The organism is Mesorhizobium sp. WSM4935, from assembly GCF_029625735.1.
Lineage (GTDB): Bacteria > Pseudomonadota > Alphaproteobacteria > Rhizobiales > Rhizobiaceae > Mesorhizobium.
On the sequence record NZ_JARTVR010000005.1, the window covers coordinates 94,570 to 121,251 of the forward strand.

The window sequence follows — 26,682 nt, forward strand, 5'->3', positions numbered from 1 at the left end:
CCTGCGACGCACATGGCGAAACGCCAGGACCTGTGCCGATGTTGAACAGACGAACGCTGCTTGCCCGGACCGCGGGACTTACCGTCGCCGGCATCTTCGCCGGCAAGGCATCGGCGAAGTCGCTGCCGGGCATCGAGATGGCGGCAATGCGCGGCTCGATCAACGCCACGGAGATCGGCGTGCAGCCGGGCGCGGTCGACGACCAGAGCAAGGCTTTCGCCAGGATGCTGGCCGAAGCCAGCGACCGCGATGCGCCGGTGTTCCTGCCGCCCGGCACCTATCTCGTCTCGAACCTCAAGCTGCCCGCCCGCGTGCGCCTCTCGGGCGTACCCGGCGCGACGCGCATCGTCTATGGCGGCAACGGTCATCTGATGATGGCCGAACAGGCCGAGCATATCGAGCTCAGCGGGCTGGTGCTCGACGGCGCCAACCGCTGGCTGGCCGACTACACGCAGGGGCTGCTCGATGTGCGCCGCGTCGGCCATTTGACAATCGACAACTGCCAGGTGACCGGCAGCGGCAAGAACGGGTTGGCGCTCGAGCACGCCGTCGGCCGCATCGGCCGGTCCGATATTTCGGGTGCGGCGGATGCCGGCATCTATTCGGTCGAGGCCGGCGGGCTGGAGATTTCCGGCAACACCGTTTCCGATTGCGCCAATGGCGGCATCCTGGTGCATCGCTGGCAGGCGGCGGAGGACGGCACCATCGTCAGCGGCAACCGCGTCCAGAGGATCGGCGCACGCAGCGGCGGCACCGGCCAGAACGGCAACGGCATCAACGCCTTCCGCGCCGGCAACGTCATCATTTCGGGCAATGTCGTCTCCGACTGCGCCTTCACCGCGATCCGCGCCAACAGCGCGAGCAACCTGCAGATCACCGGCAACACCTGCTCGCGCTCGGGCGAGACCGGGATCTACTCGGAATTCTCCTTCGAAGGCGCGATCCTCAGCAACAACCTTGTCGACGGCGCCGCCAACGGCATCTCGATCGTCAATTTCAACGAAGGCGGCCGCATGGCGGTGTGCTCGAACAACATCGTGCGCAATCTCTCGACCACCGGCCCCTACACTGCCGATCCGCCCGGTTTCGGCGTCGGCATCAGCGCCGAGGCCGACACCACGGTCTCGGGCAATGTGGTCGAGAACGCGCCGCTCTACGGCATGCAGCTCGGCTGGGGCCCCTATCTGCGCAATGTCGTGGCGACGGGAAATATCATCCGCAAGGCCGGCACCGGCGTCGTCGTTTCGGTCGTCGAAGGCTCCGGCAGCGCCGTCATCTCCGACAATGTCATCGACGGCGCCCGGAACGGCGCCATCATCGGCCAGCGCTGGGCCGATCCGGTGACCGGGGACCTATCCCAATCGACCGATACCGGCTACGCGCATCTCACCGTCGAGCGCAACAAGGTGAGCTAGCTCAGAGCCGCCGTCGGCCGCAGCAAGCCGACCTTGGCGCCGACGCGGCTTTCGACCGGAGGATGGGCAAGCTCGGTGAGCTTTGCCGCCAGCGCTTCATCGCCGCGCAGCAGCTTCGTCAGCACCGCGGCGATCATTATCTCCGCTCCCCTGCCGGCGCCGTCATCGCATTTCAAGGCGATGCCGAGGCCGAGCTCTGGCAATGCCGCGCAATAGACGCCTTCGGCGCCGGTCTTGACGAAGATGCGGCCGGGCGCGGCCTGCATCAGCGCGACGTCGGCCTTGCCGGGGCCAGCGACGAGAAACGGTTCGGCCATGCAGGCCGAGAGCAGCCGCTTTGCAGCCTTGGCGCGCTCGGGCGAAAAGCCCCTGCCCGTCGCCATGCGGGCAAAGCCCCGCGCGAAGCTCTTCAACGGCACGGCATAGGTCGGGATCGAGCAGCCGTCGATGCCGCTGTTGTCCACACGGTGCACCGCGCCCGTCACGGCTTGCATGGCGTCGCGCACCATCTCCTGCTGCGCATGACCGGCCTTGACGTAACCGGCATGCGCGATGCCGGCATGCACGCAGGTGCAGAGGAAGCCGGAATGCTTGCCGGAACAGTTGTTGTGCAAGGCATTGGGTACGCCGCCGGCGCGGGCGAGCGCAATGCTGGCATCATGGCTCGAGGGCCAATGCGCGCCGCACTCCAGTGCCGTCTTGTCGAGGCCCGCCTTGGCGAGCATTGCGGCAGCCAGTTCGACATGGGCCGGCTCGCCCGAATGCGAGGCGCAGGCCAGCGCCAGTTCGCGGTTGCCGAAGCCATAGGCGTCGGCAGCGCCGGACTCGACCAACGGCAATGCCTGGATCGCCTTCACCGCGGAGCGTGGGAAAACCGGACGGTCCGTGTCGCCGATCTCCCAAACGGGCTTGCCGTCGGCGTCGAAGACCGAAACCGCGCCGCGGTGCCTGCTTTCGACCACCGCGCCGCGCGTGACTTCGACCAGAACCGGATTCGTCATGTCGCCTCCCGCACGCGCGCCCAGGGGCGCGCCGCTTCAATGCGGGCCGCTTCTAGCGAATCCTGTCGAGAATGGAAACGTAATTGGCCACCGCCGCGCCGCCCATGTTGAAGATGCCGCCGAGCTTGGCGCCCGGCACCTGGATACCGCCGGCCTCGCCGGTCAGTTGCATGGCGGTCAGCACATGCATCGACACACCAGTGGCGCCGATCGGGTGGCCCTTGGCCTTCAGACCGCCGGAGGGATTGACCGGCAGGCGACCGTCCTTCGCCGTCGTGCCATCCAGCGCCAGCTTGGCGCCCTCGCCGGGCTTCGCGAGACCCATTGCCTCATACTCGATGAGTTCGGCGATAGTGAAGCAGTCATGCGTCTCGACGAAGGAAAGGTCGTCCAGCGTCACGCCGGCCTTCTTCAGCGCCTGCTCCCAGGCGCGCTCGCAGCCTTCGAAAGAAAGGATGTCGCGCTTCGACATCGGCAGGAAATCCTGGACATGCTCATTGGCGCGGAAGGTCACGGCACGGCGCATCTTCAATGCTGTCGCGGTGTCGGTCAGCACAAGCGCCGCGGCGCCGTCCGAGACCAGCGAGCAGTCGGTGCGCTTCAGCGGGCCAGCCACGAACGGGTTCTTCTCGCTTTCCTGGCGGCAGAACTCATAGCCGAAATCCTTGCGCATCTGCGCATAAGGATTGTCGACGCCATTCCGGTGGTTCTTGGCCGCGATCATGGCCAGCGCATCGGACCGGTCGCCATAGCGCTGGAAATAGGCCTGCGCGATCTTGCCGAAGACGCCGGCAAAGCCTGCCGGCGTGTCGCCGTCTTCCGGCAAATAGGAAGCCTTGAGCAGGTTCTTACCGATCTCCGGCCCGGGCGTGGTCGTCATCTGCTCGGCCCCGACCACCAGCACGATGCGGGCCGCGTTGGCGTCGATGGCGCGGATGCCCTGACGGACAGCGGCCGAGCCGGTGGCGCAGGCATTCTCGACGCGCGTCGCCGGCTTGAAGCGCAGCCGGTCATCGGCCTGCAGCACCAGGCTCGCGGTGAAATCCTGCGGCGAAAAGCCGGCGTTGAAATGGCCAAGCACGATCTCGTCTACATCGTCCGGACCGATGGCGGCATGGTCGAGCGCCTCGGCCGCAACCTTGGTGATCAGGCCCTCCAGCGTCTCGCCTTCGAGCTTGCCGAAGCGCGAATGCGCCCAGCCGACGATGCATGCGGTCATAACAGCCTCCATTTGCCGCCGAGCCTAGCATATGTTGATCTTCAGGTGATGCCGGCCTGCAAATGGCGGTTTCCTGCGCTTCCGGTGCTCACGTACTTAAGTACGCTCCGCTCCGGTTCTCGAAAATCGCCACTCTCGGCGCGGCCTGACCTGAACCTCAACACACGCTAGCACGTCTTGGGCGCGGCACGTGATTCAATATTGTTCAACGATGAACCGTTTTCCAGACCCACGCCATGGGCCAGAACGACACGATCGGTTGATCCCGGTGTCGATTTTTTATTGATTGACGCGTCAATAAAAAATAGTCTTGGCTCGAACCGGACCCCCAGGATGCCGAAAGTCGGAATGGAACCCGTGCGCCGCAAGGCGCTGATCGACGCGACGATCTCGGCGATCGGCGAGCGCGGATCGCTGGATGTGACCATGTCGGAGATCGCCGGCCGCGCCGGCGTGTCGTCGGCGCTGGCGCATCATTATTTCGGCGCCAAGGACGAGTTGCTGTTCGCGACGATGCGGCACATCCTCGCCGAGCTTAACACGGACACAAGGCGTGCGTTCGCCCTTGCCGCCACACCGCGCCAGCGCGTCTCGGCCGTCGTCGCCGTCAGCTTTTCCGACGACCAGTTCCAGTCCCAGATCATCGCTGCCTGGCTCGCCTTCTATGTCGAGGCACAGAAATCGACGGAGCTGCGGCGGCTGCTGCGCGTCTATGCGCGGCGGCTGCATTCGAACCTGATGAGCGGGCTGACCGGCATTCTGCCTCGGACCGAGGCCGACCGCGTGGCCGAAGCGACCGCGGCGCTGATCGACGGGCTCTATATCCGCCGCGCGCTGAAGGACGGCACCCCCAACGCGCAGAGCGCCATCGCGCTCATCGAAGACTATCTCGAAACCAAGCTCAACAGACGGAGCCTGCCTTGACCACCCGGCGACCCAATTTCCTGATCGTCATGGTCGATCAGCTCAACGGCACGCTCTTCCCGGACGGGCCGGCCGAATTCCTGCATGCGCCGCATCTTAAGGCGCTTGCAGCGCGCTCGGCGCGCTTCGCCAACAACTACACCGCCTCGCCGCTCTGCGCGCCGGGCCGCGCCTCGTTCATGAGCGGACAACTGCCCTCGCGCACCCAAGTCTATGACAACGCCGCGGAGTTCGCCTCCTCGATCCCGACCTACGCCCATCATCTACGCAGCGCCGGCTATCACACGGTGCTTTCCGGCAAGATGCATTTCGTCGGTCCCGACCAGTTGCACGGCTTCGAGGAGCGGCTCACCACGGACATCTACCCTGCCGATTTCGGCTGGACGCCCGACTACCGCAAGCCGGGCGAGCGCATCGACTGGTGGTACCACAATCTGGGCTCGGTCACCGGCGCCGGCGTCGCCGAAATCACCAACCAGATGGAATATGACGACGAGGTCGCCTTCCACGCGGCGCAGAAGCTCTATGAGTTCGCACGCGTTTCGGACGATCCGGCGCGCCGTCCGTGGTGCCTCACCGTCTCCTTCACCCATCCGCACGACCCTTACGTCGCGCGGCGCAAATATTGGGATCTTTACGAGGACTGCCCGACGCTTGAGCCGGAGGTCGGCTTCATCTCCTATGACAGCCAGGATCCGCATTCGAAGCGGCTCTACAAGGCATCCGACTACGACAGTTTCGATATCACCCCGGAGCAGGTGCGCCGCTCACGGCGCGGCTACTTCGCCAACATCTCCTATCTCGACGACAAGGTCGGCGAATTGCTGTCGGTGCTGGAGCGCACGCGCATGGCTAACGACACGATCGTGCTGTTCTGCTCCGACCACGGCGACATGCTGGGCGAGCGTGGCCTGTGGTTCAAGATGTGCTTCTATGAAGGCGCGGCACGCGTGCCTTTGATGATGGCCGGCAAGGGCATCGAGGCCGGTCTGATCGGCGCGCCCGTCTCCAACCTCGACGTGGCGCCGACGCTCTGCGACCTCGCCGGCATCGATATGAGCGGGATTTCGCCATGGACGGACGGCCAATCGCTGCTGCCGCTCGCCGGCGGCATGGAGCGCTCGGCGCCGGTGCTGATGGAATATGCGGCCGAGGGCTCCTACGCGCCGATGGTGGCGATCCGCGAGGGCAAATACAAATTCGTCCATTGCGAGCTGGACCCGCCGCAGTTCTTCGACCTCGATGCCGATCCGCGCGAGCTCGACAATCTCGCCGCCGACCCGGCTAACGCCGATCTGGTCTCGGCCTTCATGGAAAAGGTCCGTGCGCGCTGGAATATGGCGAGCTTCGAAGCCGCCGTGCGCGAAAGCCAGGCGCGCCGCTGGGTCGTCTATCCGGCGTTGCGCAACGGCGCCTACTACCCATGGGAGTTCCAGCCGCTGCAGAAGGCGTCGGAACGCTACATGCGCAACCATATGAACCTCGACAATCTCGAAGAGAGCAAACGGTATCCGAGGGGCGAATGATGGCAGACATTCTCGTCCCCACGCTTGATCATCTGAAGCGAGCCTATGCCGTCACCTCGACCGCGACGCAGGTGACGCCGCTCCTGGAGTCGGCGGCTTTAGCCAAGGAGACCGGCGCCGCGCGCGTCTTCGTCAAGCCGGAGTCGCTGCAATGGGCCGGTTCCTTCAAGGTGCGCGGCGCCTATTGGCGGCTGAACCGGCTGTCGCCGGATGAAGCGAAAAAGGGCGTGGTGGCCTATTCTTCCGGCAATTTCGCGCAAGGACTGGCGGCCGCCGGCCAGGCGCTCGGCATTCCTGTCACCATCGTCATGCCGATCGATGCGCCCGCCGCCAAGCGTGACGCGACGGCCGGCTATGGCGCGCGGGTGGTGCTGACCGATCATGGCGACCGCGCCCGCGAGGAGGTCGCCGCCGCCAAGGCGCGCGAGATCGCCGAGACCGAGCACCTCACCCTTCTCCACCCCTTCGACGATCCGGAGATCGTCGCCGGCCAGGCCGGCGCAGGGCTTGAAGCGCTCGACCAGTTGTCAACGAAGAAGGCGCATGCCGACCTGGTGTTCTGCTCGGTCGGCGGCGGCGGACTGATCGGCGGCGTCTCGCTCGCCTTCCATTATCTGTCGCCCAAGACCGAGATCATCGCTGTCGAGCCGGAGGGTTTCAACGGCATGGGCTCGTCGCTGGCGCATGGTGCGATCGAGACCATGCCGATCGGGCCGAAATCGATTTGCGACGGGTTGATGGCGCGCAAGCCCGGCGACGCGCCTTTCGCGGCAGTAAGCGCGGCCGGCGTTCGCGGCGTCACCGTCGATGACGCCTCGGTGCGGCGGGCCATGAAAATAGCCTTCGAGCGGATGAAGCTGGTGCTGGAGCCTTCGGGCGCGGCGTCACTGGCGGCGCTGCTCGGGGGCAATGTGGATGTGGCGGGCAAGACCGTCCTTGTTGTGGCTACCGGCGGCAATGTCTCGCTCGCCGACTTTATGGCGCATATGAACAATGCTTGAAGCGGATTTCGTCATCATCGGCTCCGGCTCCGCCGGCTCGGCCATGGCCTACCGGTTGTCGGAAGACGGCAAGCACTCGGTGATCGTCATCGAGTTCGGCGGCACCGACATGGGACCGCTGATCCAGATGCCGTCGGCGCTGTCGATCCCGCTCAATATGAACCTTTACGACTGGGGTTTCGCGAGCGAGCCGGAGCCGAATCTCGGCGGCCGCGTGCTGGCCACCCCGCGCGGCAAGGTGATCGGCGGCTCGTCCTCGATCAACGGCATGGTCTATGTTCGCGGGCATGCGCACGACTTCGACCATTGGGCGGAACAGGGTGCAGCCGGCTGGGCCTTCGCCGATGTGCTTCCCTATTTCAAGCGCATGGAGGATTCCGACGGCGGCGAGGACGGCTGGCGAGGCAAAGGCGGGCCGTTGCATGTGCAGCGCGGGACACGCAAGAACCCGCTCTACGGTGCGTTCATAGAGGCGGGTCGCCAGGCCGGTTTCGAGCTCACGGACGACTATAATGGTTCCAAGCAGGAAGGCTTCGGCCCGATGGAGCAGACCATTCTAGGCGGTCGCCGCTGGTCGGCGGCGAATGCCTATCTCAAGCCTGCTCTGAAGCGCCGAAATGTTAGCCTGCTCAAGGGTTTCGCCCGACGCGTGGTGATCGAGAATCAACGCGCGATCGGCGTCGAGATCGAAGCTAACAAAAAGATTCAGGTCGTTAAGGCGCGGCGTGAGGTGATTGTCGCGGCGTCATCGATCAATTCGCCGAAGATCCTGATGCTGTCCGGCATCGGCCCGGGCGCGCATCTCCAGGAAAACGGCATAAAGGTTGTCGCCGACCGGCCGGGCGTCGGCGGCAATCTGCAGGACCATCTGGAGCTTTATATCCAGCAGGAATCGACAAGACCGATCACGCTGAACTCGGTGCTCAATCCTTTCTCCAAGGCGATGATCGGCGCGCAGTGGCTGTTCTTCAAGAGCGGGCTCGGTGCCACCAACCATTTCGAGGCGGCCGCCTTCGTGCGTTCGCAAGCCGGCATCGACTATCCCGATATCCAGTACCATTTCATCCCGGCGGCGGTGCGCTATGACGGCAAGTCGGCGGCGAAGTCACACGGCTTCCAGGCGCATGTCGGGCCGATGCGCTCGAAGTCACGCGGCTCGGTTACGCTGCGCTCGCCCGACCCGAAGGCGAAGCCGGTGATCCGCTTCAACTACATGTCGCATCCGGACGACTGGAGCGAGTTCCGCCACTGCATCCGGCTGACCCGCGAGATCTTCGGCCAGCAGGCCTTCGACGGCTTTCGCGGCAAGGAGATCTCGCCGGGCAGCCATGTGCAGACCGACGACGAGCTCGACGCCTTCATCCGCGACCATGCCGAAAGCGCCTATCACCCCTGCGGCACCTGCAGGATGGGCCGCGCCGACGACCTGACCGCCGTCGTCGATCCCGAATGCCGGGTGATCGGCGTCGAAGGCCTGCGCGTCGCCGACTCCTCGATCTTCCCGCGGGTGACCAACGGCAATCTCAACGCACCGTCGATCATGACCGGCGAGAAGGCATCCGACCACATTCTCGGCCGCACGCCGCTGGCGCCATCCAACCAGGAACCCTGGATCAATCCGCGCTGGCAGGTGGCGGACCGATAGGGCATTGTCGGGCAGACCGCCCGATCGGCCAATAGTTCTGGAGAAAGCCATGCGCGCCCAACCGACGGCCTCCCACTACGTCAACGGCCGCTACATCGAGGACGAAGGCGGCGCGCCACTGCCGGTGATCTACCCGGCGACCGGCGAGATCATCGCCACGCTGCATTCGGCGACGCCGAACGTGCTGGAACTGGCGATCGAGGCCGCGCGCGCGGCGCAGCCGGCCTGGGCGCGGCTGAAGCCGGTCGAGCGCGGCCGCATCCTGCGCCGCGCCGCCGACATTCTTCGCGCGCGCAATGCCGATCTTGCGCGGATCGAGACGCTCGACACTGGCAAGGCGATCCAGGAGACGCTGGTGGCGGATGCGCCTTCGGCCGCCGACTGCCTGGAATATTTCGCCGGCGCGGTCGCTGCCTTCAATGGCGAGATGATCGATCTCGGCGGGCCTTTCGCCTACACACGGCGCGAGCCGCTCGGCGTCTGTGTCGGCATTGGAGCCTGGAACTATCCGATCCAAATCGCCGGCTGGAAGTCGGCGCCGGCCTTGGCCATGGGCAATGCCATGGTGTTCAAGCCTTCGGAGAACACGCCGCTGTCGGCGCTGGCGTTGGCCGAAATATACAGCGAGGCGGGGTTGCCCGACGGGTTGTTCAACGTCGTGCAGGGCTATGGCGATGTCGGCGCCGGCCTTGTCGGGCATGACGTCGTTGCGAAAGTCTCGGTGACCGGATCGGTGCCGACCGGCCGCAAGGTGCTGTCGCTCGCCGGCTCGAAGATGAAACACGCGACGATGGAGCTCGGCGGCAAGTCGCCGCTCATCGTCTTCGACGACGCCGATCTCGAGAACGCCATCGGCGGCGCCATGCTCGGCAATTTCTACTCCACCGGCCAGATCTGCTCGAACGGCACACGCGTCTTCGTGCAGAAAGGCCTGCATGACCGCTTCGTCGAGCGGTTGGTCGAGCGGACGAAAAAAATCCGCATCGGCGATCCGCTCGATCCCGAAACGCAGATGGGACCGCTGGTCAACAAGGCGCAGCAGGACAAGGTTGTCTCCTACATCGCCGCCGGCCAGCAGGATGGCGCGACGCTCGCCTGCGGCGGCAACGTGCCGTCGCTGCAAGGTTTCGAGGGTGGCTTCTTCATCGAGCCGACGGTGTTCACCAATGTCACTGATACCATGCGCATCGCGCGCGAGGAGATTTTCGGGCCGGTGATGAGCGTCTTGAAATTCGACACCGAGGACGAGGTGATCGAGCGGGCCAACGACACCGAATTCGGCCTGGCGGCCGGCGTGTTCACGCGCGACCTGCCGCGCGCGCATCGGGTGATCGCCGAGTTGCAGGCCGGCACCTGCTGGATCAACGCCTACAATCTGACGCCGGTGGAAATGCCCTTCGGCGGCGTCAAGCAGTCCGGCATCGGCCGCGAGAATTCAGTTGCCGCGCTGGCGCATTACTCCCAGCTCAAGGCGGTCTATGTCGAGACCGGGGACGTGGCGGCGCCTTATTGAGACTTCTCCGCCGTACCATCCAGATACTGCGTCAGCGCGTAGACCAGATGGTAGAAGATGCTTGCCGGCACCTCGGTCGCCAGTGAGCGGCCACGCTCGTCGATGCGGTCGATCCACAGTCCGAGCGGCGCCGGGTCGATATGCCAGCGGAACAGGCGGCCGACGCGCGCCTCGATTTCAGGCTTGAGGTCCGGCCCGCCCGAGCCGTCCAGCGCGATCGCCGCCTTGATCGCCTCGGCCTGCGGCCAGCTGCGCGAGACCGTGTCGAGCGGCAGGCCCTGGCGAGAAACGGCGCCATAGGCGAGGCCGGTGGCGCGGTTAAGGCCGTTGGCGACGGCCGAGGCATAGAGCTTGCGGGCGAAGGCGGTAAGTTCGCCTTGGCCGCTGCGGGCGGCGAAGTCCACCAGCAGCGAGGCCCATTCGAAATGATGGCCAGGCTCGGTCCAGCCGCCCTTCCCGTTCGCGGCCGGCTTCCAGCCCTCGTCGAAATACTCGCCCAGCGTCCAGCTTTCGGCATCGAAGAAATGGCTGCGGAAAAGGTCGATGATGCGCGCGGCGCGGCGCAGATAGGCGCGCTCGCCCGTTGCCTTGTGCCAGGCGAGAAAGGCCTCGAGCAGATGCATGTGCGGATTGGAACGCCGTTCTTCCGCATCGTCGGACGTCTCCAGAAAGCCGGTCATGCGGGCATCTTCCAGATGCGCATCGAGGAAGACGAACGTCTCCTCGCCCAGCCGCAACGCGTCGGGATGGCCAGACATATGGGCGTGGGCGAGCGCCAGAAGCACGCAGGAATGATCGTAGGCGTCCTCGACCGGATCGGCGACCGAGCCGTCTATGTTGAGCGTGCGCACCCAGCCGCCACGCCCGGTGCGGCCCTGCCCCGCCATGAAGTCGATGCCATGCGCGATCAGCCGGTCGGCCGGCCCGTCCCAACCCCGCTCCTTGGCGACCGCGAAGGCATAGACCTGGCGCGCCTGGGTGCGCATGCGCTTCGGCTTCATCAGCGGCGAAGCATCGAAGCCCAGCGCCTCGTGGAAGCCACCATGGCGCTCGTCGACGCCGACCGTCGACCACAGCGGCAGCGTCTCCTCGAACAGCCAGTGGCGCACGCGCCGCCGCCAGGCACCGCTCTCGATGACGCGGTCATGCGCCGGCGTGAATCTCGTCTCGAGCCGGCCGGATTTCTCCAACTGCTCGACGATCTTCTTGACGTGCTGACTGTGGCTGACCGGAGCGACGAAGGTGGCGTCGGCCGTGGAGACGATGGCAACGTCCTTCATGCCGATGGCCGACAGCAGGCGACCTTCGCTGCGGATATAAGAGTTCTGGCAGTCAATGGCGACGACGTCCCCGACGATGACATTGCCCTCACCATCGGACGGGCCGACATCGAGGAGCGACTGCCAGGAGCCAAGATCGTTCCAGCGGAAGCCGGCCGGCACCATGGCGATGTCTTTCGCGCGTTCCATGATGGCGTAGTCGATCGAGGTCGACGGGATCGCGGAATAAAGCTCAAGCGGCATATAGAGGCCGGACAGGTCGCTGGTCGCGGCCTTGTAGGCGGCCTCCGTCGCCTGCCAGATTTTCGGCTCATGAGCCGCGAAGGCGTCACGCATGACGCCAGCGCGGAACAGGAAGATGCCGGTGTTCCAGAAAAAGCTGCCGGCGTCGAGATAGGCCTGCGCGGTGGCAAGATCGGGCTTTTCGACGAAACGCGACACGTCGAAGATGCCGTCCTTGCCGGTTCCGACCTCGATATAGCCATAGCCCGTCTCGGGCTGGGTCGGCTTGAGGCCGAACACTACGAGCCGCCCGGCATTTGCCGCGGCCGCGCCCGCCTCGATGCTTTGCCAGAACTGAACGGTCGTCGAAATCTCATGATCTGACGGCACCACCAGCACAAGCTCGTCGCCATATTCGGAGAGCGTGCGCAGGCTGGCCAGCGCGACGGCGGCGGCCGTGTTGCGGCCCGTCGGCTCGAACAACGGCCCGCCGCCGGCAAGATCGACGCCGGCAAGGTCGGCATGAACGCGCTCGGCATGACGTTCCGCGGCGATGAGGAAAATCGGCGTCTCGCCTTGCGGCCGCGCCGCCAGACGGCGCAAGGTTTTGGCCAGCATCGAGCCGTCGCCCGAGAAGTCGTGGAACTGCTTGGGGTTGTCCTCGCGCGACAGCGGCCACAGCCGCGACCCGACGCCGCCGCTCATGACGAAACTGACGATGCGCTGGCTCATGAACGACCTTGTCAGAAATCCGGCTCCGATGCCCTGGACTTACGACAAAAGCCTTTAAGCCCACCTTTACCCAAGAGCCAAATCCTATGCCATTCGGGTGAGCTTCGCGAAAGAAAGGAAATGCGACAGAAGTGCAGTCATTGGCGCTTGCAGGATTGGAAAGTGGCGGCTATAAGCCCGCGGTCTGGTCACGGAGTGTAGCGCAGTCTGGTAGCGCACATCGTTCGGGACGATGGGGTCGCAGGTTCAAATCCTGCCACTCCGACCAGAAAAAACAAGCACTTGGATGCTTGGATCCCGACCTCCCGCGCTAATCTTCCATGGTCGAACAGCGAGCCGGTTGGCTGCTGCCGCCCATTATGCTCGACAGCCGGCCCTTACTTTGACCTAATGGCGTCGTGTCCTTGGTTCGTGGAGCGCGGAGCCGCAGGAGCGGCTAATTGAGGCAATGACGTTCAAGTTTACAGCCATTTCGATCGCGACGCTGCTTCTGGCGGCAGGCTGCTCTTCGACGACCGCGTCGATCAGCCCGGCGAAATACGACAAAATGAACTGCCCCGAACTCAACAATGCGGTCGGCGACACCGCCACCGATATTTCGCGCACCGCAATCGCTCGCGGCAAGGTCGCCAACACCAGCGTGCCGAGCTGGCTGCTCGGCGGCGAGCGCGTGAAGACGGCGATCGCCAACCGCGAAACTGCCCGGATCGAACGGCTGCAGCAACAGCAGCAGGTGATCGTCGCGACACGGAACCAGAGGTGCCCATCCTCGCCGTGAGGCAAGCGAGGCCAAGCTTGCCCGCTTCAGGCACTCATCCTGAACCGCGCCGTATCGATCGCGGCGTTCATCAGCGTCTGCGTGTAGGCCTCGCGCGGCTTGTCGAAGATCTCCTGCGTCGGCCCTTCCTCGACGATCTTTCCCTGCTTCATGACGATGATGTAGTCGGCCATGGCGCGCACCACCGCGAGGTCGTGGCTGATGAAGAGGTAGGACAGTTCGTGGTCGGCCTGCAGCTTGCGCAACAATTCGACGATCTGCTTCTGCACCGACCGGTCGAGCGCCGAGGTCGGCTCGTCGAGCACCACCACTTTCGGCTTCAGGATCATGGCGCGGGCAATCGCGATGCGCTGGCGCTGGCCGCCGGAGAATTCGTGCGGGTAGCGGTTGCGCGCATTGGGGTCAAGGCCGACTTCGCGCAACGCCTCGACGGCACGCTGGTCGCGCTGCTTTCCCGTGAGCGAGGGCTCATGCACCAGTAGCCCTTCGGTGATCACCTGGCCGACGGTCATGCGCGGCGACAGCGAACCGAACGGGTCCTGGAAGACGAGCTGCAATTCGCGCCTGAGCGGCCGCATCGCCTGGCGGTCGGCCTCGGATATGTCGCGGTCGCCGAAACGGATGACGCCGTCGCTGGGAAGGAGCCGTAGCAGCGCGCGACCGAGGGTCGACTTGCCCGAACCGGACTCGCCGACGATGCCGATCGTCTGGTTGCGCTTCAGCCGGATCGAGATCCTGTCCACCGCGCGCAGCATCAGCGGTTCGCCGCCAAGGAAGCCGCCGCCGATCTTGAAGACGACCTCTACGTTGCGGCCTTCGAGCAGCACGGGTGAATTGGCGGGCGGCGGCGCCTTGGTGCCGGTCGGCTCGGCGGCAAGCAGCATCTTGGTGTAGGCATGCTGCGGGTTGGCGAAGAGCGCCTCCACCTCGCCTTCTTCCACCACCTCGCCCTGACGCATGACATAGACGCGGTCGGCGAAGCGGCGCACGATGCCGAGATCGTGGGTGATGAAGACGATCGCCATGCCGAGCTTGCGCTGCAATTCGGCGAGCAGCATCAGAATCTGCGCCTGGATGGTGACGTCGAGCGCCGTCGTCGGCTCGTCGGCGATCAGGATGTCGGGGTCATTGGCGAGAGCCATGGCGATCATGACGCGCTGGCGCTGGCCGCCCGACATTTCGTGCGGGTAGGATTTCATCCGCCGTTCGGGATCTGGAATGTGCACCAGCCGCAAAAGCTTCAGCGCCTCTTCCCGTGCAGCCGGCGCCGAAAGCCCGCGGTGCCGGCGGATCGGCTCCATCAGCTGGTTGCCGATGGTGTAGAGCGGATCGAGCGAGGTCATCGGTTCCTGGAAGATCATGCTGATCTTGCGGCCGCGCACCTTGTTGAGCTCACTCTTGGTCATCTCCAGAAGGTTGCGGCCGCGATAGTCGACCTGGCCGGTGGCCTCGCCGTTGGAGGACAGCAGGCTCATCGCCGCCATCATCGTCTGGCTCTTGCCGGAGCCGGATTCGCCGACGACGGCGACCGTCTCGCCGGCATTGACCTTGATGTTGATGCCTTTGACGGCCTCGACCGTGCCGTCGAGGGTCTGGAAGCGGACGCGCAGGTCCTTAACGCTGAGGATCGTTTCGGCGGCCATGTCAGCGGTCCCCATCTTTATCGATCCTTCGGGTCGAGCGCATCGCGCAGGCCGTCGCCGACGAAATTCAGCGCGAACAGCGTCGAGACGAGGAAGAAGGCCGGGAACAGGAGCAGCCAGTTGGCGTAACCGATGTTCTTGGCGCCGACCGAGATCAGCACGCCCCAGCTGGTCATCGGCTCCTGCACGCCGAGACCGAGGAAGGAGAGGAAGCTCTCCAGGATGATGACCTGCGGTACCAGGAGCGTCATGTAGATGACCACCGGGCCGAGCAGGTTGGGGATGACGTGGCGCAGCAGGATGCCGCGCTGGCCGACGCCCATGGCCTCCGCCGCCTGCACATATTCCTGCCTGCGGATCGACAGCGCCTGGCCGCGCACGATGCGCGCCATGTCCAGCCACAGCACCGCGCCGACCGCCAGGAACATCAGCACGAAGTTGCGGCCGAAGAACACCACCAGCATGATGACGAAGAAGATGAAGGGCAGCGAATAGAGCACGTCGACGATGCGCATCATCACCTCGTCGACCCGGCCGCCGGCGAAGCCCGCGATCGCGCCGTAGATGACGCCGATGACGCCGGCGACGACGCCGGCAAGCAGGCCGATGGCCAAGGAGATGCGTCCGGCCATCAGCGTGCGCGAGAGCAGATCGCGGCCGGTGTTGTCCGTTCCGAAGAAGAAATATTGCTGCTTCACGGCCGAGCTCATCGTCATTTCGAGGCCGTCGGGCGACTTGTTCTCGATCCTGGTGTCGTCGAAGGCGTCGGAGCGGTCGAGATAGCGGATGTTGCGATCATCGATGGGCTTGGTCGCGGTGATGGTGACGATGACGCGATTGCCGTCCTGGTGCCATTCCTTGATGTCGGCGCGCATGCGCTTGATAGCGTCGCCCAGCGCCCCCTGGATCATGTCCGGCTTCGGATAGGCCGAGAGGCTTGGCGGCGTGCGCACATAATCGCCATAGATGGTGGTGTATTCATGCGGCACGACCATAGGGCCGAACACGCTGATGACGGCAATGAATGCCAGATAATAGAGGCTGAACATGGCGGCGCGGTTGCGCTTGAGCCGCGCCCAGGCATTGCCCCAGAGCGAGCGGCCGACGATCGGCTCGGGCACGGCGACGGCAAGTTCAGTCATAGCGCACCCTCGGATCGACGACCGCGTAGAGCAGGTCGACGATCAGGTTGAAAACGATGGTGAAGAGCGCGATCACCACCACGGTTCCCATGACCAGCGTGTAGTCGCGGTTGAGCGCTGCATCGACGAAGTAGCGGCCGACGCCTGGAATGGAAAAGATCGTCTCGACGATGATCGAGCCGGTCAGGAGCGCGGCGGCCGCCGGCCCCGTGAAGGAGACGATCGGCAGCACGGCGCCGCGCAACGCGTGCTTGACCACGACCGACCAGTCGGAGAGGCCGAGCGCGCGGGCGGTGCGGATATGGTGCGAGCGCAGGCTCTCGATCATCGAGCCGCGCATCAGGCGGGCGACGATGGCGATCTGCGGCAGAGCGAGCGTCAGCACCGGCCCGACCTTGTTGATCAAGGCGCCGTCACCCCAGCCGCCGATCGGCAAAAGCTTCCAGGAAAGCCCGAAGACGAGCTGGATCACCGGGGCGGTGACGAAGGTCGGGATGGTGCTGCCGGCGGTGGCCAAGGCGATCACTGAATAGTCGGCTATTTTATTCTGGTTGAGCGCCGCGATCGTGCCGAGGATCGAGCCCAGCAGCAGCGCCAGCACCAGCGCCGAGGTGCCGATCTGCACCGAGATCGGCAGGCCCTTGGCGAAGAGTTCGGTGACGGTGAAATCCGGCAAGTTGTAGCTCGGGCCGAAACTGCCGCGCAAAAGATTGCCGAGATAGTGGACATATTGCAGCCAGAGCGGATCGTTGAGACCGAACTGGGCTTCAAGATTGGCCCTGATCTCGGGGCTTAGGCCCCGCTCCTGGTTGAACGGGCCGCCTGGAGCGACACGGATCAGGAAGAACGCTACCGTCACGATAACGAACAGTGTCGGGATGGCGGTCAACAGCCGCCGGAAGACATAACGCAGCATCGGCGCCCCGCTTCAGCCAGGGCGACAGCTCTCCAGACGAGACCGTGGCGCGCTGGCATCTCTGATCTTCGCACCGGGTCGCCTGAAAATCCAATCCGACTTTCGGTCCGACGCGACGACAGACCGCGACCGCCGCTCGCAAAAAGAGAGCGGCGGCACGGCCAAGGTTTCGTGTCAGTCCTTGGAGATGAAGCGGGACGGATGAATGTCCATCACATTGTCCTCGAAGCCATGCAGCTTGGAGGAAACGATGTCGTGGTAGCTGTAATAGAGAAGCGGGATCTCGCCGACATCGTCGACGAGGATGCGCTCGGCTGCAGCCAAGTCCTTCATGCGCTCCTCGGGCTTACCGCCGGCGGCGGCGGCCTTGTCCATGGCTGCCTCATAGGCCGGGCTGTTATAGTTCGAGTAGTTGTTGCCGCTCGCCTTGCGCGAGATGCCGAGGAAGGTCTCCGGATCCTTGTAGTCGGCAATCCAGGCGGCGCGGGCGACGTCGTAATTGCCCTTCTGCTCGAGGAAGCCATAATGGGTCTTGGTGTCGGTGTTGAGCAGCGTCACCTCGACGCCAAGCGGCTTCAGCTGTTCCTGGATGGCGACCGCCGTGTTCTTGTGGTTCTCCGAGGTGTTGTAGCGGATCTCCATCTTCAACGGATGCTCGGGCGTGTAGCCTAGCTTTTCCAGGATCTTCTTGGCCGCATCCTCGCGGTCGATCTGCGGCATGTCGGCGTATTTGGCCAGCGCCGGCGTGTAGCCTTCGATGCCCGGAGGCACCATCGAATATCCAGGCAGCATGGAGTTCTGCCAGACTTTCTCGGCGAGGAAGTCGCGATCGATCGCCATCGAGATGGCGTTGCGCAACTCGACATTGTCCCAAGGCGCCTTGTCGGTCTTGATCGCATAATAATAGGTGCCGAGATACGGCCCGACACGGACCTGGTCACCGAATTTGGTTTTGAGATCGGCGAGCTGTTCAGTCGGCAGGTCGCCATAGCTGTCGAGTTCGCCTGCCTCGAAGCGCTTCATCGCCGACGAGCGATCCTCGGTCGGGATGTAGTTGACCACGTCGAGCTTGACGCTCGCGGCGTCCCAGAACTTCGGGTTCTTGACCAATTTCATGTGATCGTTGGGGACCCACTCCACCAGCGTATAGGCGCCGTTGGAGACCAGCTTGCCCGGCTTGATCCAGTCGGCGCCGAGCTTGTCAATGGAAGCCTTGTTGACCGGATAGGTCGCCTGGTGGGTCAGCATCTCCAGGAAGTAGGGCGTCGGCGCCTTCAGCGTGATTTCAAGCGTATTGGCGTCGATCGCCTTCACGCCCATATCCTCGGCCTTGCCTTTTTTGGTGTTGAAGTCCTCGGCGCCCTTCACTGGATAGAGCATCGAGGCGTATTCCGCAGCGGTGGCCGGATCTTCCAGTCGATGGAACGAATAGACAAAGTCGTCCGCCGTCACCGGGGTGCCGTCCGACCAGAGGCCATCCTTGCGCAGCTTGAAGGTGTAGACAGTGCCGTCATCCGATACCGTCCAGCTTTCGGCGGCGCCCGGAATGAGATTCGTCTTCTGATCATGCATGACCAGGCCTTGGAACAGGTCGCGTATAATATCGGCTTCGTAGACTGTCGACGTCTTGTGCGGATCGACCGTCTCCGCCTCGGCGGCGGCGCCGCGGTTGTAGACGGTCTCGGCGAAAGCCGGCGCGTAGAAGGTGCCAGCGGCCAAGGCCATGGTGGTGGCGAACACCGTCGCCTTCAGCATGTTTTTCAGCATGAAGTCTCTCCCTGTCGGCGCAGCCCCTCAGCCGCGCCTTTCTTAAGTTTTGACACCTCGGAACCGTTGAAACGGCCCCGTTTCAGGCGTGCCGCCGGTCCCTTCCGGCGGCTGGTGGCAGGAGACTAGACAGAGCGAAATCTTATTTCAACCATTGCCTGCTTGACGCAGAGTGAGCGTCATCACGCTAAAACAGCGAAACCTAAAGCTTTGAGCTTCCCTTCAACTTGGCACACCTACCGGTTGTTCGACGCGTTTTCTGTTTTTGCAGTCGGGGTTTGGCATTCTCCACATCATGCTGAAAAACCGAAAACTCGCTGTTTCTTGGTCTCGTTTCCGGGCTGACGCCACGGGCACGTCGGCAATCGAATTCGCCATGCTTGCACCGATCTTCATCCTGCTTCTGCTCGGCATGGTTGCATACGGGATCTATTTCGGCGCCAGCCACTCCGTGCAGCAGATCGCGGCCGATGCGGCGCGTACGGCGATTGCCGGCCTGAATCAAACCGAGCGGCAGGCACTGGTCACCGATTTCATCACGCACGACGTCTCGGGCTATCCCTTCGTCGATCCCAACAAGCTGACCGTCAACGCACAGGACAGTATCGCCGACGGAAGCCAGTTCGTCGTGTCGGTCACCTATGATGCGCGCAACCTGCCGATCTGGAACCTGTTCAAAACGCTGCCGCTGCCGGGCACGACGATCCAGCGTCAGTCGACGATCCGCGTCGGAGGCATATGATGGCCATCAAGGGGGGATTGATGGCGGCGACGCGGAGGCTGCTCGCCGACCGTAGCGCGAATTTCGCCGTCATGACGGCCCTTTGCACGCCCGTGGCGCTGGCGCTGACCGCCTTCGCGATCGACGAAGGCTCGCTTTACAACGAGCGCCGGGCCGCGCAGTCGATCGTCGACCTTGCCGCCATCACCGCCGCCTCGAATATCACCAATGCCCAGCAGGCTGTGCTGACGACGCTTGCCGACAATGGCATCACCTCGGTCGCCGTGCAGCAACAAGGCACCACCGTGGCGCCGACCGCCACCAAGGCGGTCGTCCAGATCGTGCCGGGGCGCTACACGGGCGTCAGCGCCATTGCCGCCGGCAGCCGGTTCGAGGCGGGCAAGCTGCCTTACAATGCCGTCCAGGTATCGCTGAAGAAGCAAGGCACGCTCTATTTCGCCGGCTCGATCATGGCGCCGCCCACCCTCGGCACGACGGCAATCGCCAGCGCGCAGCCGCAAGCGGCTTTTTCGATCGGCTCGCGGCTTGCCAGCCTCAATGGCGGCATTCTCAATGCGCTTCTCGGCGGCCTTCTCGGCGGCAACATCTCGCTCAGCGTGATGGATTACAATTCACTGGTGTCGGCCGATGTCGACGTTCTTTCGTTCACCGATGCGCTGGCGACGCAATTGCATCTGACCGGTGTGAGCTATTCCGACGTGCTCGCCTCCAAGGCAACGATCGGCCAGATCGCCACCGCCATGGCCAACGTGCCGGGGCTGGACCGCACGGCCAAAATTGCGTTGGAGTCCATGGCTTCCAGCGCCACCAACAACGTCAAGGTTCCGCTCTGCAATCTCGTCAGTCTCGGCTCGGTGGGTAGCCTCGGCCTCGGACAGAAGCCGGCCGGGCTTTCTGTCGGCGCCAGTGCCATGAGCATGTTGACGGCGGCGGCGGCACTGGCGAACGGCAACAACGAGGTCCAGGTCAATCTCGGCGCCACCATTCCGGGGCTGACATCCGCCACCCTTGCCGTCGCCATAGGTGAGCCCTTGCAGTGTTCACCCTGGCTGGCTGTGGGAGAATCGGGCACGGTGGTACGCACCGCTCAGACGCGCATCAAGCTCAATGCCAGCGTCACCGTCGGCAATTCCAATCTCGGCGGCGGCACCAGCCTTCTCGCCGTCCATCTGCCGCTCAATGTCGAGGTGGCTTATGCCGAAGCCAAGCTGACCGACATCAGCTGCCCGACCGGACCCTCCAGCATCAAGGTTTCGATCGCCGCGCAGCCCGGCGTCGTCGCCGCGCATCTCGCAAACAGCAATGCCAGCGGCTTTGCCGACTTCACCCAACCGCAGTCCTTCTCCAAAGCCGACATCGCAGACCTAAGGCTATTGCTCGTCCCGCTGCTGCAGGTGACAGGCTCGTCTGCCTTCTCGGTCACCAACATGACGCCGACCACCCTGACCTACAACGCCACCGACATCGCCAACAAGGCGATCAAGACGGTGTCGACAAAGAACCTGACGCAGTCGCTCACGACATCGCTGGTCAAAAACCTGTCGCTTTCGGTCAATGCGCTGGGGCTCGGCCTCGACGTGACCGCCCTGCTCGGCACGGTTAAGCCGGCGGTGACGACGCTGCTCAACGGCGTGACCGCGCCGGTCGACGACCTCCTCTACAACGTGCTTGGAGCTCTGGGCGTCCATGTCGGCGAGGCCGATGTGCGCGTGACCGGCGCGACCTGCGGGCGCGCGGTGCTCGTCCAGTAGATCAGCCGTCAGCCAATCCTGCCGACGAAACTGCCCAGAGGCGGCAGCGCCACGGCGCTCTCCTCGACAACACCGGTAAGAACGCCGGCGGCGTCGACGTCGAATGCCGTTATTTCGGCCTCGCCGATCTCCGTGGGCAGCGCCCAGCCCGTTGCCTCGGTTGAGAAGTTGAAGACGCAAAGCAGCCTTTCGCCGTCGCGCTCGCGCAGGAAAGCGAGCACATCGCCTTCGGCCTCGAGAAAGCGGAGCGAGCCTTGGATCAATGCCGGATGGCTCTTGCGCAGGGCAAGGATCGACCGATAGGCGGCAAGCACCGAACGCTCCTCGCCATTCTGGACGTCGACCGCCCGGGCGCGATGCGCCGGCGGCACCGGCAGCCAGGGCTTGGCCGTCGAGAAACCGGCATTTTCGGCCTCCGCTTCCCAGACCATCGGTGTGCGGCAGCCGTCCCTACCCTTCACGCCCGGCCAGAAGCGGATGCCGACGGGATCGCGCAGATCCTCGAAGGCCAGCTCCGCTTCCTCCAGCCCCAGTTCCTCGCCCTGATAGAGGCAGATCGACCCGCGCAGACATGACAGCAGCGCGATCGAGAACTTCGCCATCGCATCCGGGCTATCGCCGGGCCGAGTCCAGCGGCTGACATGGCGCACGACATCGTGATTGGAGAAGGCCCAGCAGGCCCAGCCATCCGGGGCGGTCGTCTCGAACGCCTCCACGCAGCCGCGCACATGGGCAGCGGAAAATTGCGGGCTGAGCAGGTCGAACGTGTAGCACATCTGCAATTTGTCGCCGCCTGAGACATAGGCGGCGAGCGTCTGCAACGAACGCTCCTCGTCGCCCACCTCGCCGACCGCGGCGCGGTCCGGATATTCGTCGAGCAGCGCGCGGAAGCGTTTCAGGAAATCGAGATTCTCGGGACGCGTCTTGTCGAAGAGATGCTCCTGGAAACCATAAGTGCTGGGCGAATCGTTGGTGCCGGCGAGACTCGACGCCAAGGGCGGGTTGTCGCGCAGCCAGCGGTCGTGGACATAGTAGTTGACGGTGTCCAGCCGGAAGCCGTCGACGCCGCGCTCCAGCCAGAAGCGCACGGCGTCGAGCAACGCGTCCTGGACCTCAGGATTGTGGAAGTTCAAATCCGGCTGCGACGCCAGGAAGTTGTGCATGTAGTACTGCCGGCGGGTGGCGTCCCACTCCCAGGCGGGACCGCCGAACAGCGATTGCCAATTGTTTGGCGCGGTGCCGTCCGGTTTCGCATCGGCCCAGACATACCAGTCCGCCTTGGCATTGTCGCGGCTGGCGCGGCTTTCGACGAACCATTCGTGCTTGTCGGAAGAATGCGAGATCACCTGGTCGATGATGAGCTTCAGGCCGAGCCGATGCGCCTCGGCGATAAGCGCATCGAAATCCTCAAGCGTCCCGAACATCGGATCGACATCGCGATAATCCGACACGTCATAGCCCATGTCGGCCATCGGCGACTTGAAGAACGGCGACAGCCAGATCGCGTCGACACCGAGCGACGCGATATGGGCGAGCCGCGCGGTGATGCCCTTCAAATCGCCGCTGCCGTTGCCGGTCGTGTCCTGGAAGGAGCGTGGATAGACCTGGTAGATGACGCAGCCGCGCCACCATTCGTTCCCTTGCCCGGAATTGCCGTCAGCCATCAAGGACCTCTCTTGACGCGCACTTTAGCGGCACGTCTTTCAATCATGAAATTCACGCTGCGGCCGGGCAGCGGCCGCGTGAGGTCCGCCTGCGTCTCGATCGCCGAGAGCCACTCGAAGCCTTCCCGCGTGGGCAAGGTGAAGACGCATTGCCGGCGATCGCCGTTGATCATCACGGCGAGGCGGCCGCCCTCGTTGTCGCCAAGCAGCATGACGAGGCGATGTCGTGCGGGATCGTTCCAGTCCGACTCGGCGAGCGGCGCGCCGGTCTCGGCCAGCCAGGCCACGTCGGGGATTTTTTCCGATCCGCCGGCCGGCTCGCCGGTCAGGAAATGTGGATCCGCCAGCGCCGGGAAGGCGCGGCGCAACGTGGCCAGTGACGAGGCATATTGCTCGAGCGCCTCATCTCGGCCGGCCCAGTCCAGCCAGGTGATGGCGTTGTCCTGCGCATAGGCGTTGTTGTTGCCTTTTTGCGTGCGGCCGAATTCGTCGCCGGCGGTCAGCATGATGGTGCCGCGCGAGGCAAAGAGCGTCGCGAGCAGCGCGCGCCGGTCATTGAAGCGGGCGATGGCGATCGCCTCGTCGCCCGTCTCGCCCTCGGCGCCGTTGTTCCAGGACAGATTGTCGTTGTGGCCGTCGCGATTGTGCTCGCCATTGGCATCGTTGTGCTTGCGCTCATAGGCGACGATATCGGCCAAGGTCATGCCGTCATGCGCGGCGATGAAATTGAGCGTGCGGCTCGTTGGCCGGCCGTGCCTGCCGAAGACGTCGGAGGAGCCCGCAAGCCGGGTGGCCAACGCGCCGACCGCGCCGGCATCGCCGCGCCAGAAGCGCCTGATATCGTCGCGGTAGCGGTCGTTCCATTCCAGATATTGCGGGCGGAAATTGCCGAGCTGGTAGCCGTTCGGACCGATGTCCCAGGGCTCGGCGATCAGCACGCGGTCGGCGAGCAGGGGATCGCCGCCGATGGCCTGAAGCAACGGCGCTTCCGGATCGAAGGCGCCGTCGACGCGTCCAAGCACCGGCGCCAGATCGAAGCGGAAGCCGTCGACGCCGGCGAAGCGGACGAAGTGGCGGAGCGTGTCGAGCACCATTTCGCGGACCACCGGATGGTCGCAGGCGACGGTGTTGCCGGTGCCGGTGTCGTTGACCAGCCTGCCGTCGGGCTGATGGCGATAGTAAGCCAACGCATCGAGCCCGCGCAGCGACAGCGTCGGCCCGAGCCGGTCGCTCTCGCCGGTGTGGTTGAAGACGAGGTCGAGGATGGTGCCGATGCCGGCCTTGCGCAGCGCGGCGACGGTGTCACGCAATTCTTTGAGGCCGCCGGGCGCGAGGCGCGGATCGAGCGCCATGAAGGTGACGGGATTGTAGCCCCAGGCGTTGCTTAACCCCAGCGGCGGCAAATGCCGCTCGTCGATCGACGCGGTGACTGGCATCAACTCGACGGCGGAGACGCCGAGACGCTTCAGGTGCTCGACGATGGCCGGATGGGCGAGCGCCGCGATGGTGCCCCGCTGCGCTTCCGGAACGTCCGGATGCAGCCTGGTGAAGCAGCGGACGTTGAGCTCGTAGATCAGCCCGCCGGGCCGGAACAGCGGCGGCTGGGGCGGCACCGGCTTGGGCAGGGAACGCGCAATCGCCTTCGGCATCAGCGGGGACGTGTCGGCGCCTTCGTTGCGCTTGGCGGCAAGGCGCCAATGATATTGGTATGGGCGATCGACCTCGACGGCATAGGGGTCAGTGAGAAGCTTGTTCGGGTCGAACCAGAGGCCATGCTCCGGCGCATAGTCGCCGTCGGCACGAAAGCCGTAATGCGTGCCATCGCCAAGGCCGGGGACAAGGCGCGCATGCACACCCTCGCCTTCCGGGTTGAGTTCCAGCCGGTCGATCTCACGTGCCCCCTTGCCGTCGAAAAGAGAGACCCAGAGACGCCGGGCCGATGACGACCAGACGGCGAAGCGAATGCCTTCGGGGGCGGTGGCGGCGCCGAGGGTCATGTAGGCTCCCCCTTCTCCCCTTGTGGGAGAAGGTGTCGCCGAAGGCGACGGATGAGGGGTGCTCCAGCTTGGCGATGACGGCGATCCGGCCAACACCCCTCATCCGTCTCGGCGCTGCGCGCCGATCCACCTTCCCCCACAAGGGGGGAAGGGAAGGCGCTCCGCACCCCCCTCAAGTAATCACGCTCGGCTTGTTGCGGCCGGTGTGGCTCTTGATGCCGGCAATGTCATCGGCGGCGGCGATGAGGTCGGCGAGCGCTTCCTGGGTGTCGAGGTCGTGCCTTGCCTTGTCCGGCTCGTAGCGCTCGATATAGACGCGCAGCGTCGCGCCGGACGTGCCGGTGCCGGAGAGGCGCAGCACCACGCGCGAGCCCCCCTCGAACAGGATCCGGATGCCCTGATGCTCGCTTACCGAGCCGTCGACCGGATCGTGATAGGCAAAATCGTCAGCCTTGGCGATTTTCAGGCCGCGCACCGTCGTGCCGGGCAGCGAGGCGAGCTTGGCGCGCAGCTCATCCACCAGCGCATTGGCGCGATCGCTCTCGACCTCCTCATAATCGTGGCGCGAATAGTAGTTGCGGCCGTAGGTCTCCCAATGCTGGGTGACGATGTCCTTGCAGCTTTCGCCGCGCGCGGCGAGGATATTGAGCCAAAGAAGCACCGCCCATAGCCCATCCTTCTCGCGCACATGGTTGGAGCCGGTGCCGGCACTTTCTTCGCCGCAGATCGTCGCCATGCCAGCGTCGAGCAGGTTGCCGAAGAACTTCCAGCCGGTCGGCGTCTCGTAGATCCCGATGCCGAGCTTTTCCGCCACGCGGTCGGCGGCGCCGCTGGTCGGCATGGAGCGGGCGATGCCCTTCAGGCCGTCCTTGTAGCCCGGTGCGAGCTTGGCATTGGCGGCAAGCATCGCCACCGAGTCCGACGGCGTAACGAAGATGCCCCTGCCGATGATCAAATTGCGGTCGCCGTCGCCGTCCGAGGCCGCGCCGAAGTCCGGCGCGTCCGGCCCCATCATCTCGTCATAGAGATGCTTTGCGTGCACAAGGTTCGGATCCGGGTGATGGCCACCGAAATCCGGCAACGGCTTGAAGTTGCGGCAGGTGCCGTCCGGGGCGCCGAGCCGATGCTCCAATATCTCCTTGGCATAGGGGCCGGTGACCGCGTGCATGGCGTCGAAGCGCATGCGGAAGCCCGATTTGAAGAGCTTCCGCAGCGCCTCGAAGTCGAACAGGCTTTCCATCAGCTCGGCATAATCCTTGACCGGGTCGAAGATCTCGACCGTCATGTCGCCGGCCTTGACGGTGCCGATTTTATCGATGTCGATCTCGCCGATATCGGCGATCTTGAAGCTCTTGATTTCCTTCGACTTGGCGAAGATCGCATCGGTGATCTTTTCCGGCGCCGGGCCGCCATTGCCGGCATTGTACTTGATGCCGAAATCCTCATGCGGGCCGCCAGGGTTGTGGCTGGCCGACAGGATGATGCCGCCGAAGGTCTTGTATTTGCGGATGATGTTGGAGGCGGCGGGGGTCGAGAGAATCCCGCCCTGCCCGACCATCACCTTGCCGAAGCCATTGCCGGCGGCAATGGCTATGGCCTTCTGGATGACCTCGCGGTTGTAGAAGCGGCCGTCGCCGCCGATCACCAGCGTCTTGCCCTGAAAACCGTCCAGCGCATCGAAGATCGACTGGATGAAGTTCTCGGCATAATGCTCCTGCTGGAACACGGGCACCTTCTTGCGCAGGCCGGAGGTGCCCGGCTTCTGGTCGGTATAGGGTTTGGTGGGGACGGTTTTGATCATGCC

19 protein-coding genes and 1 tRNA gene are annotated in these 26,682 nt (G+C 64.4%); 10 read left to right on the plus strand and 10 right to left on the minus strand.

Going from position 1 to position 26,682, the window contains the following annotated elements; all coding sequences use genetic code 11:
• The first annotated feature begins 38 nt into the window (after positions 1 to 38).
• Positions 39 to 1,415, plus strand: coding sequence for a TIGR03808 family TAT-translocated repetitive protein (locus P9273_RS15120; protein ID WP_278049619.1), 1,377 nt, complete (start codon positions 39 to 41; stop codon positions 1,413 to 1,415).
• Here the strand turns inward: P9273_RS15120 and P9273_RS15125 are convergent.
• Both P9273_RS15125 and P9273_RS15130 read right to left on the minus strand, forming a co-directional pair.
• Positions 1,412 to 2,416 (minus strand): asparaginase, encoded by a 1,005-nt coding sequence (locus tag P9273_RS15125; protein ID WP_278049620.1) that lies wholly within the window; start codon positions 2,414 to 2,416, stop codon positions 1,412 to 1,414. The two genes, P9273_RS15120 and P9273_RS15125, sit on opposite strands and share 4 nt — an antisense overlap.
• A gap of 52 nt (positions 2,417 to 2,468) precedes the next feature.
• Positions 2,469 to 3,635 carry an acetyl-CoA acetyltransferase gene (locus P9273_RS15130; protein WP_278049622.1) on the minus strand — a complete coding sequence of 389 codons (1,167 nt, stop codon included), beginning with the start codon at positions 3,633 to 3,635 and terminating at the stop codon, positions 2,469 to 2,471.
• 333 nt (positions 3,636 to 3,968) lie between these two features.
• Here P9273_RS15130 and betI point away from each other — a divergent pair, with 333 nt between their 5' ends.
• The 5 genes from betI to betB are packed head-to-tail and all read left to right on the plus strand — an operon-like array spanning position 3,969 to position 10,244.
• Positions 3,969 to 4,559 (plus strand): transcriptional regulator BetI, encoded by a 591-nt coding sequence (gene betI, locus P9273_RS15135; protein WP_278049624.1) that lies wholly within the window; start codon positions 3,969 to 3,971, stop codon positions 4,557 to 4,559.
• Positions 4,556 to 6,085: a choline-sulfatase gene (gene betC, locus P9273_RS15140; protein WP_278049625.1), complete on the plus strand. Its 1,530-nt coding sequence runs from the start codon at positions 4,556 to 4,558 to the stop codon at positions 6,083 to 6,085. Before betI ends, betC begins: the two co-directional genes overlap by 4 nt.
• A complete protein-coding gene (locus P9273_RS15145; protein ID WP_278049626.1) occupies positions 6,082 to 7,086 on the plus strand; it encodes a threonine/serine dehydratase in 1,005 nt (334 codons plus the stop codon). Before betC ends, P9273_RS15145 begins: the two co-directional genes overlap by 4 nt.
• On the plus strand, positions 7,079 to 8,731 hold the full coding sequence (betA, locus tag P9273_RS15150) for a choline dehydrogenase (RefSeq protein ID WP_278049627.1): 1,653 nt from the start codon (positions 7,079 to 7,081) through the stop codon (positions 8,729 to 8,731). Before P9273_RS15145 ends, betA begins: the two co-directional genes overlap by 8 nt.
• Positions 8,732 to 8,780: 49 nt before the next feature.
• The gene (gene betB, locus P9273_RS15155) at positions 8,781 to 10,244 is read left to right on the plus strand and encodes a betaine-aldehyde dehydrogenase (RefSeq protein ID WP_278049628.1); all 1,464 of its coding nucleotides are present in this window, start codon (positions 8,781 to 8,783) and stop codon (positions 10,242 to 10,244) included.
• Here the strand turns inward: betB and P9273_RS15160 are convergent.
• Positions 10,238 to 12,478, minus strand: coding sequence for an AGE family epimerase/isomerase (locus P9273_RS15160; protein WP_278049629.1), 2,241 nt, complete (start codon positions 12,476 to 12,478; stop codon positions 10,238 to 10,240). The genes betB and P9273_RS15160 overlap by 7 nt on opposite strands.
• Before the next feature lie 191 nt (positions 12,479 to 12,669).
• On the opposite strand from P9273_RS15160, the gene P9273_RS15165 reads away from it, so the two are divergent.
• Together P9273_RS15165 and P9273_RS15170 are read left to right on the plus strand one after the other, a co-directional pair.
• Positions 12,670 to 12,746: transfer RNA gene (locus P9273_RS15165), tRNA-Pro, on the plus strand.
• Positions 12,747 to 12,926: 180 nt separating this feature from the next.
• Positions 12,927 to 13,256 carry a hypothetical protein gene (locus tag P9273_RS15170; RefSeq protein WP_278049630.1) on the plus strand — a complete coding sequence of 110 codons (330 nt, stop codon included), beginning with the start codon at positions 12,927 to 12,929 and terminating at the stop codon, positions 13,254 to 13,256.
• A gap of 26 nt (positions 13,257 to 13,282) precedes the next feature.
• Here P9273_RS15170 and P9273_RS15175 read toward each other — a convergent pair whose 3' ends face one another.
• The 4 genes from P9273_RS15175 to P9273_RS15190 all read right to left on the minus strand — a co-directional run bounded on the left by P9273_RS15175 (position 13,283) and on the right by P9273_RS15190 (position 18,724).
• Positions 13,283 to 14,899 carry an ABC transporter ATP-binding protein gene (locus tag P9273_RS15175; protein ID WP_278049775.1) on the minus strand — a complete coding sequence of 539 codons (1,617 nt, stop codon included), beginning with the start codon at positions 14,897 to 14,899 and terminating at the stop codon, positions 13,283 to 13,285.
• A 17-nt stretch (positions 14,900 to 14,916) separates the two neighbouring features.
• Complete coding sequence (locus tag P9273_RS15180; protein WP_278049631.1) at positions 14,917 to 16,041, minus strand: ABC transporter permease; 1,125 nt, start codon at positions 16,039 to 16,041, stop codon at positions 14,917 to 14,919.
• Entirely contained in the window at positions 16,034 to 16,957 is a 924-nt protein-coding gene (locus P9273_RS15185) for an ABC transporter permease subunit (protein ID WP_041002282.1), read from the minus strand. Before P9273_RS15185 ends, P9273_RS15180 begins: the two co-directional genes overlap by 8 nt.
• A gap of 174 nt (positions 16,958 to 17,131) precedes the next feature.
• Complete coding sequence (locus P9273_RS15190; RefSeq protein WP_278049632.1) at positions 17,132 to 18,724, minus strand: peptide ABC transporter substrate-binding protein; 1,593 nt, start codon at positions 18,722 to 18,724, stop codon at positions 17,132 to 17,134.
• A 376-nt stretch (positions 18,725 to 19,100) separates the two neighbouring features.
• Between P9273_RS15190 and P9273_RS15195 the strand changes: the two genes are divergently transcribed.
• Positions 19,101 to 19,466 (plus strand): TadE family protein, encoded by a 366-nt coding sequence (locus P9273_RS15195; protein WP_278049633.1) that lies wholly within the window; start codon positions 19,101 to 19,103, stop codon positions 19,464 to 19,466.
• Positions 19,463 to 21,217 carry a TadG family pilus assembly protein gene (locus P9273_RS15200; protein WP_278049634.1) on the plus strand — a complete coding sequence of 585 codons (1,755 nt, stop codon included), beginning with the start codon at positions 19,463 to 19,465 and terminating at the stop codon, positions 21,215 to 21,217. Before P9273_RS15195 ends, P9273_RS15200 begins: the two co-directional genes overlap by 4 nt.
• A gap of 8 nt (positions 21,218 to 21,225) precedes the next feature.
• On the opposite strand, the gene bglA is transcribed toward P9273_RS15200, so the two are convergent.
• The 3 genes from bglA to P9273_RS15215 all read right to left on the minus strand — a co-directional run bounded on the left by bglA (position 21,226) and on the right by P9273_RS15215 (position 26,679).
• The gene (gene bglA / locus P9273_RS15205) at positions 21,226 to 22,881 is read right to left on the minus strand and encodes a beta-galactosidase BglA (RefSeq protein WP_278049635.1); all 1,656 of its coding nucleotides are present in this window, start codon (positions 22,879 to 22,881) and stop codon (positions 21,226 to 21,228) included.
• Entirely contained in the window at positions 22,881 to 24,878 is a 1,998-nt protein-coding gene (gene glgX, locus P9273_RS15210; protein ID WP_278049636.1) for a glycogen debranching protein GlgX, read from the minus strand. Before glgX ends, bglA begins: the two co-directional genes overlap by 1 nt.
• 172 nt (positions 24,879 to 25,050) lie before the next feature.
• Positions 25,051 to 26,679 (minus strand): alpha-D-glucose phosphate-specific phosphoglucomutase, encoded by a 1,629-nt coding sequence (locus P9273_RS15215; protein ID WP_278049637.1) that lies wholly within the window; start codon positions 26,677 to 26,679, stop codon positions 25,051 to 25,053.
• Positions 26,680 to 26,682: the final 3 nt, after the last annotated feature.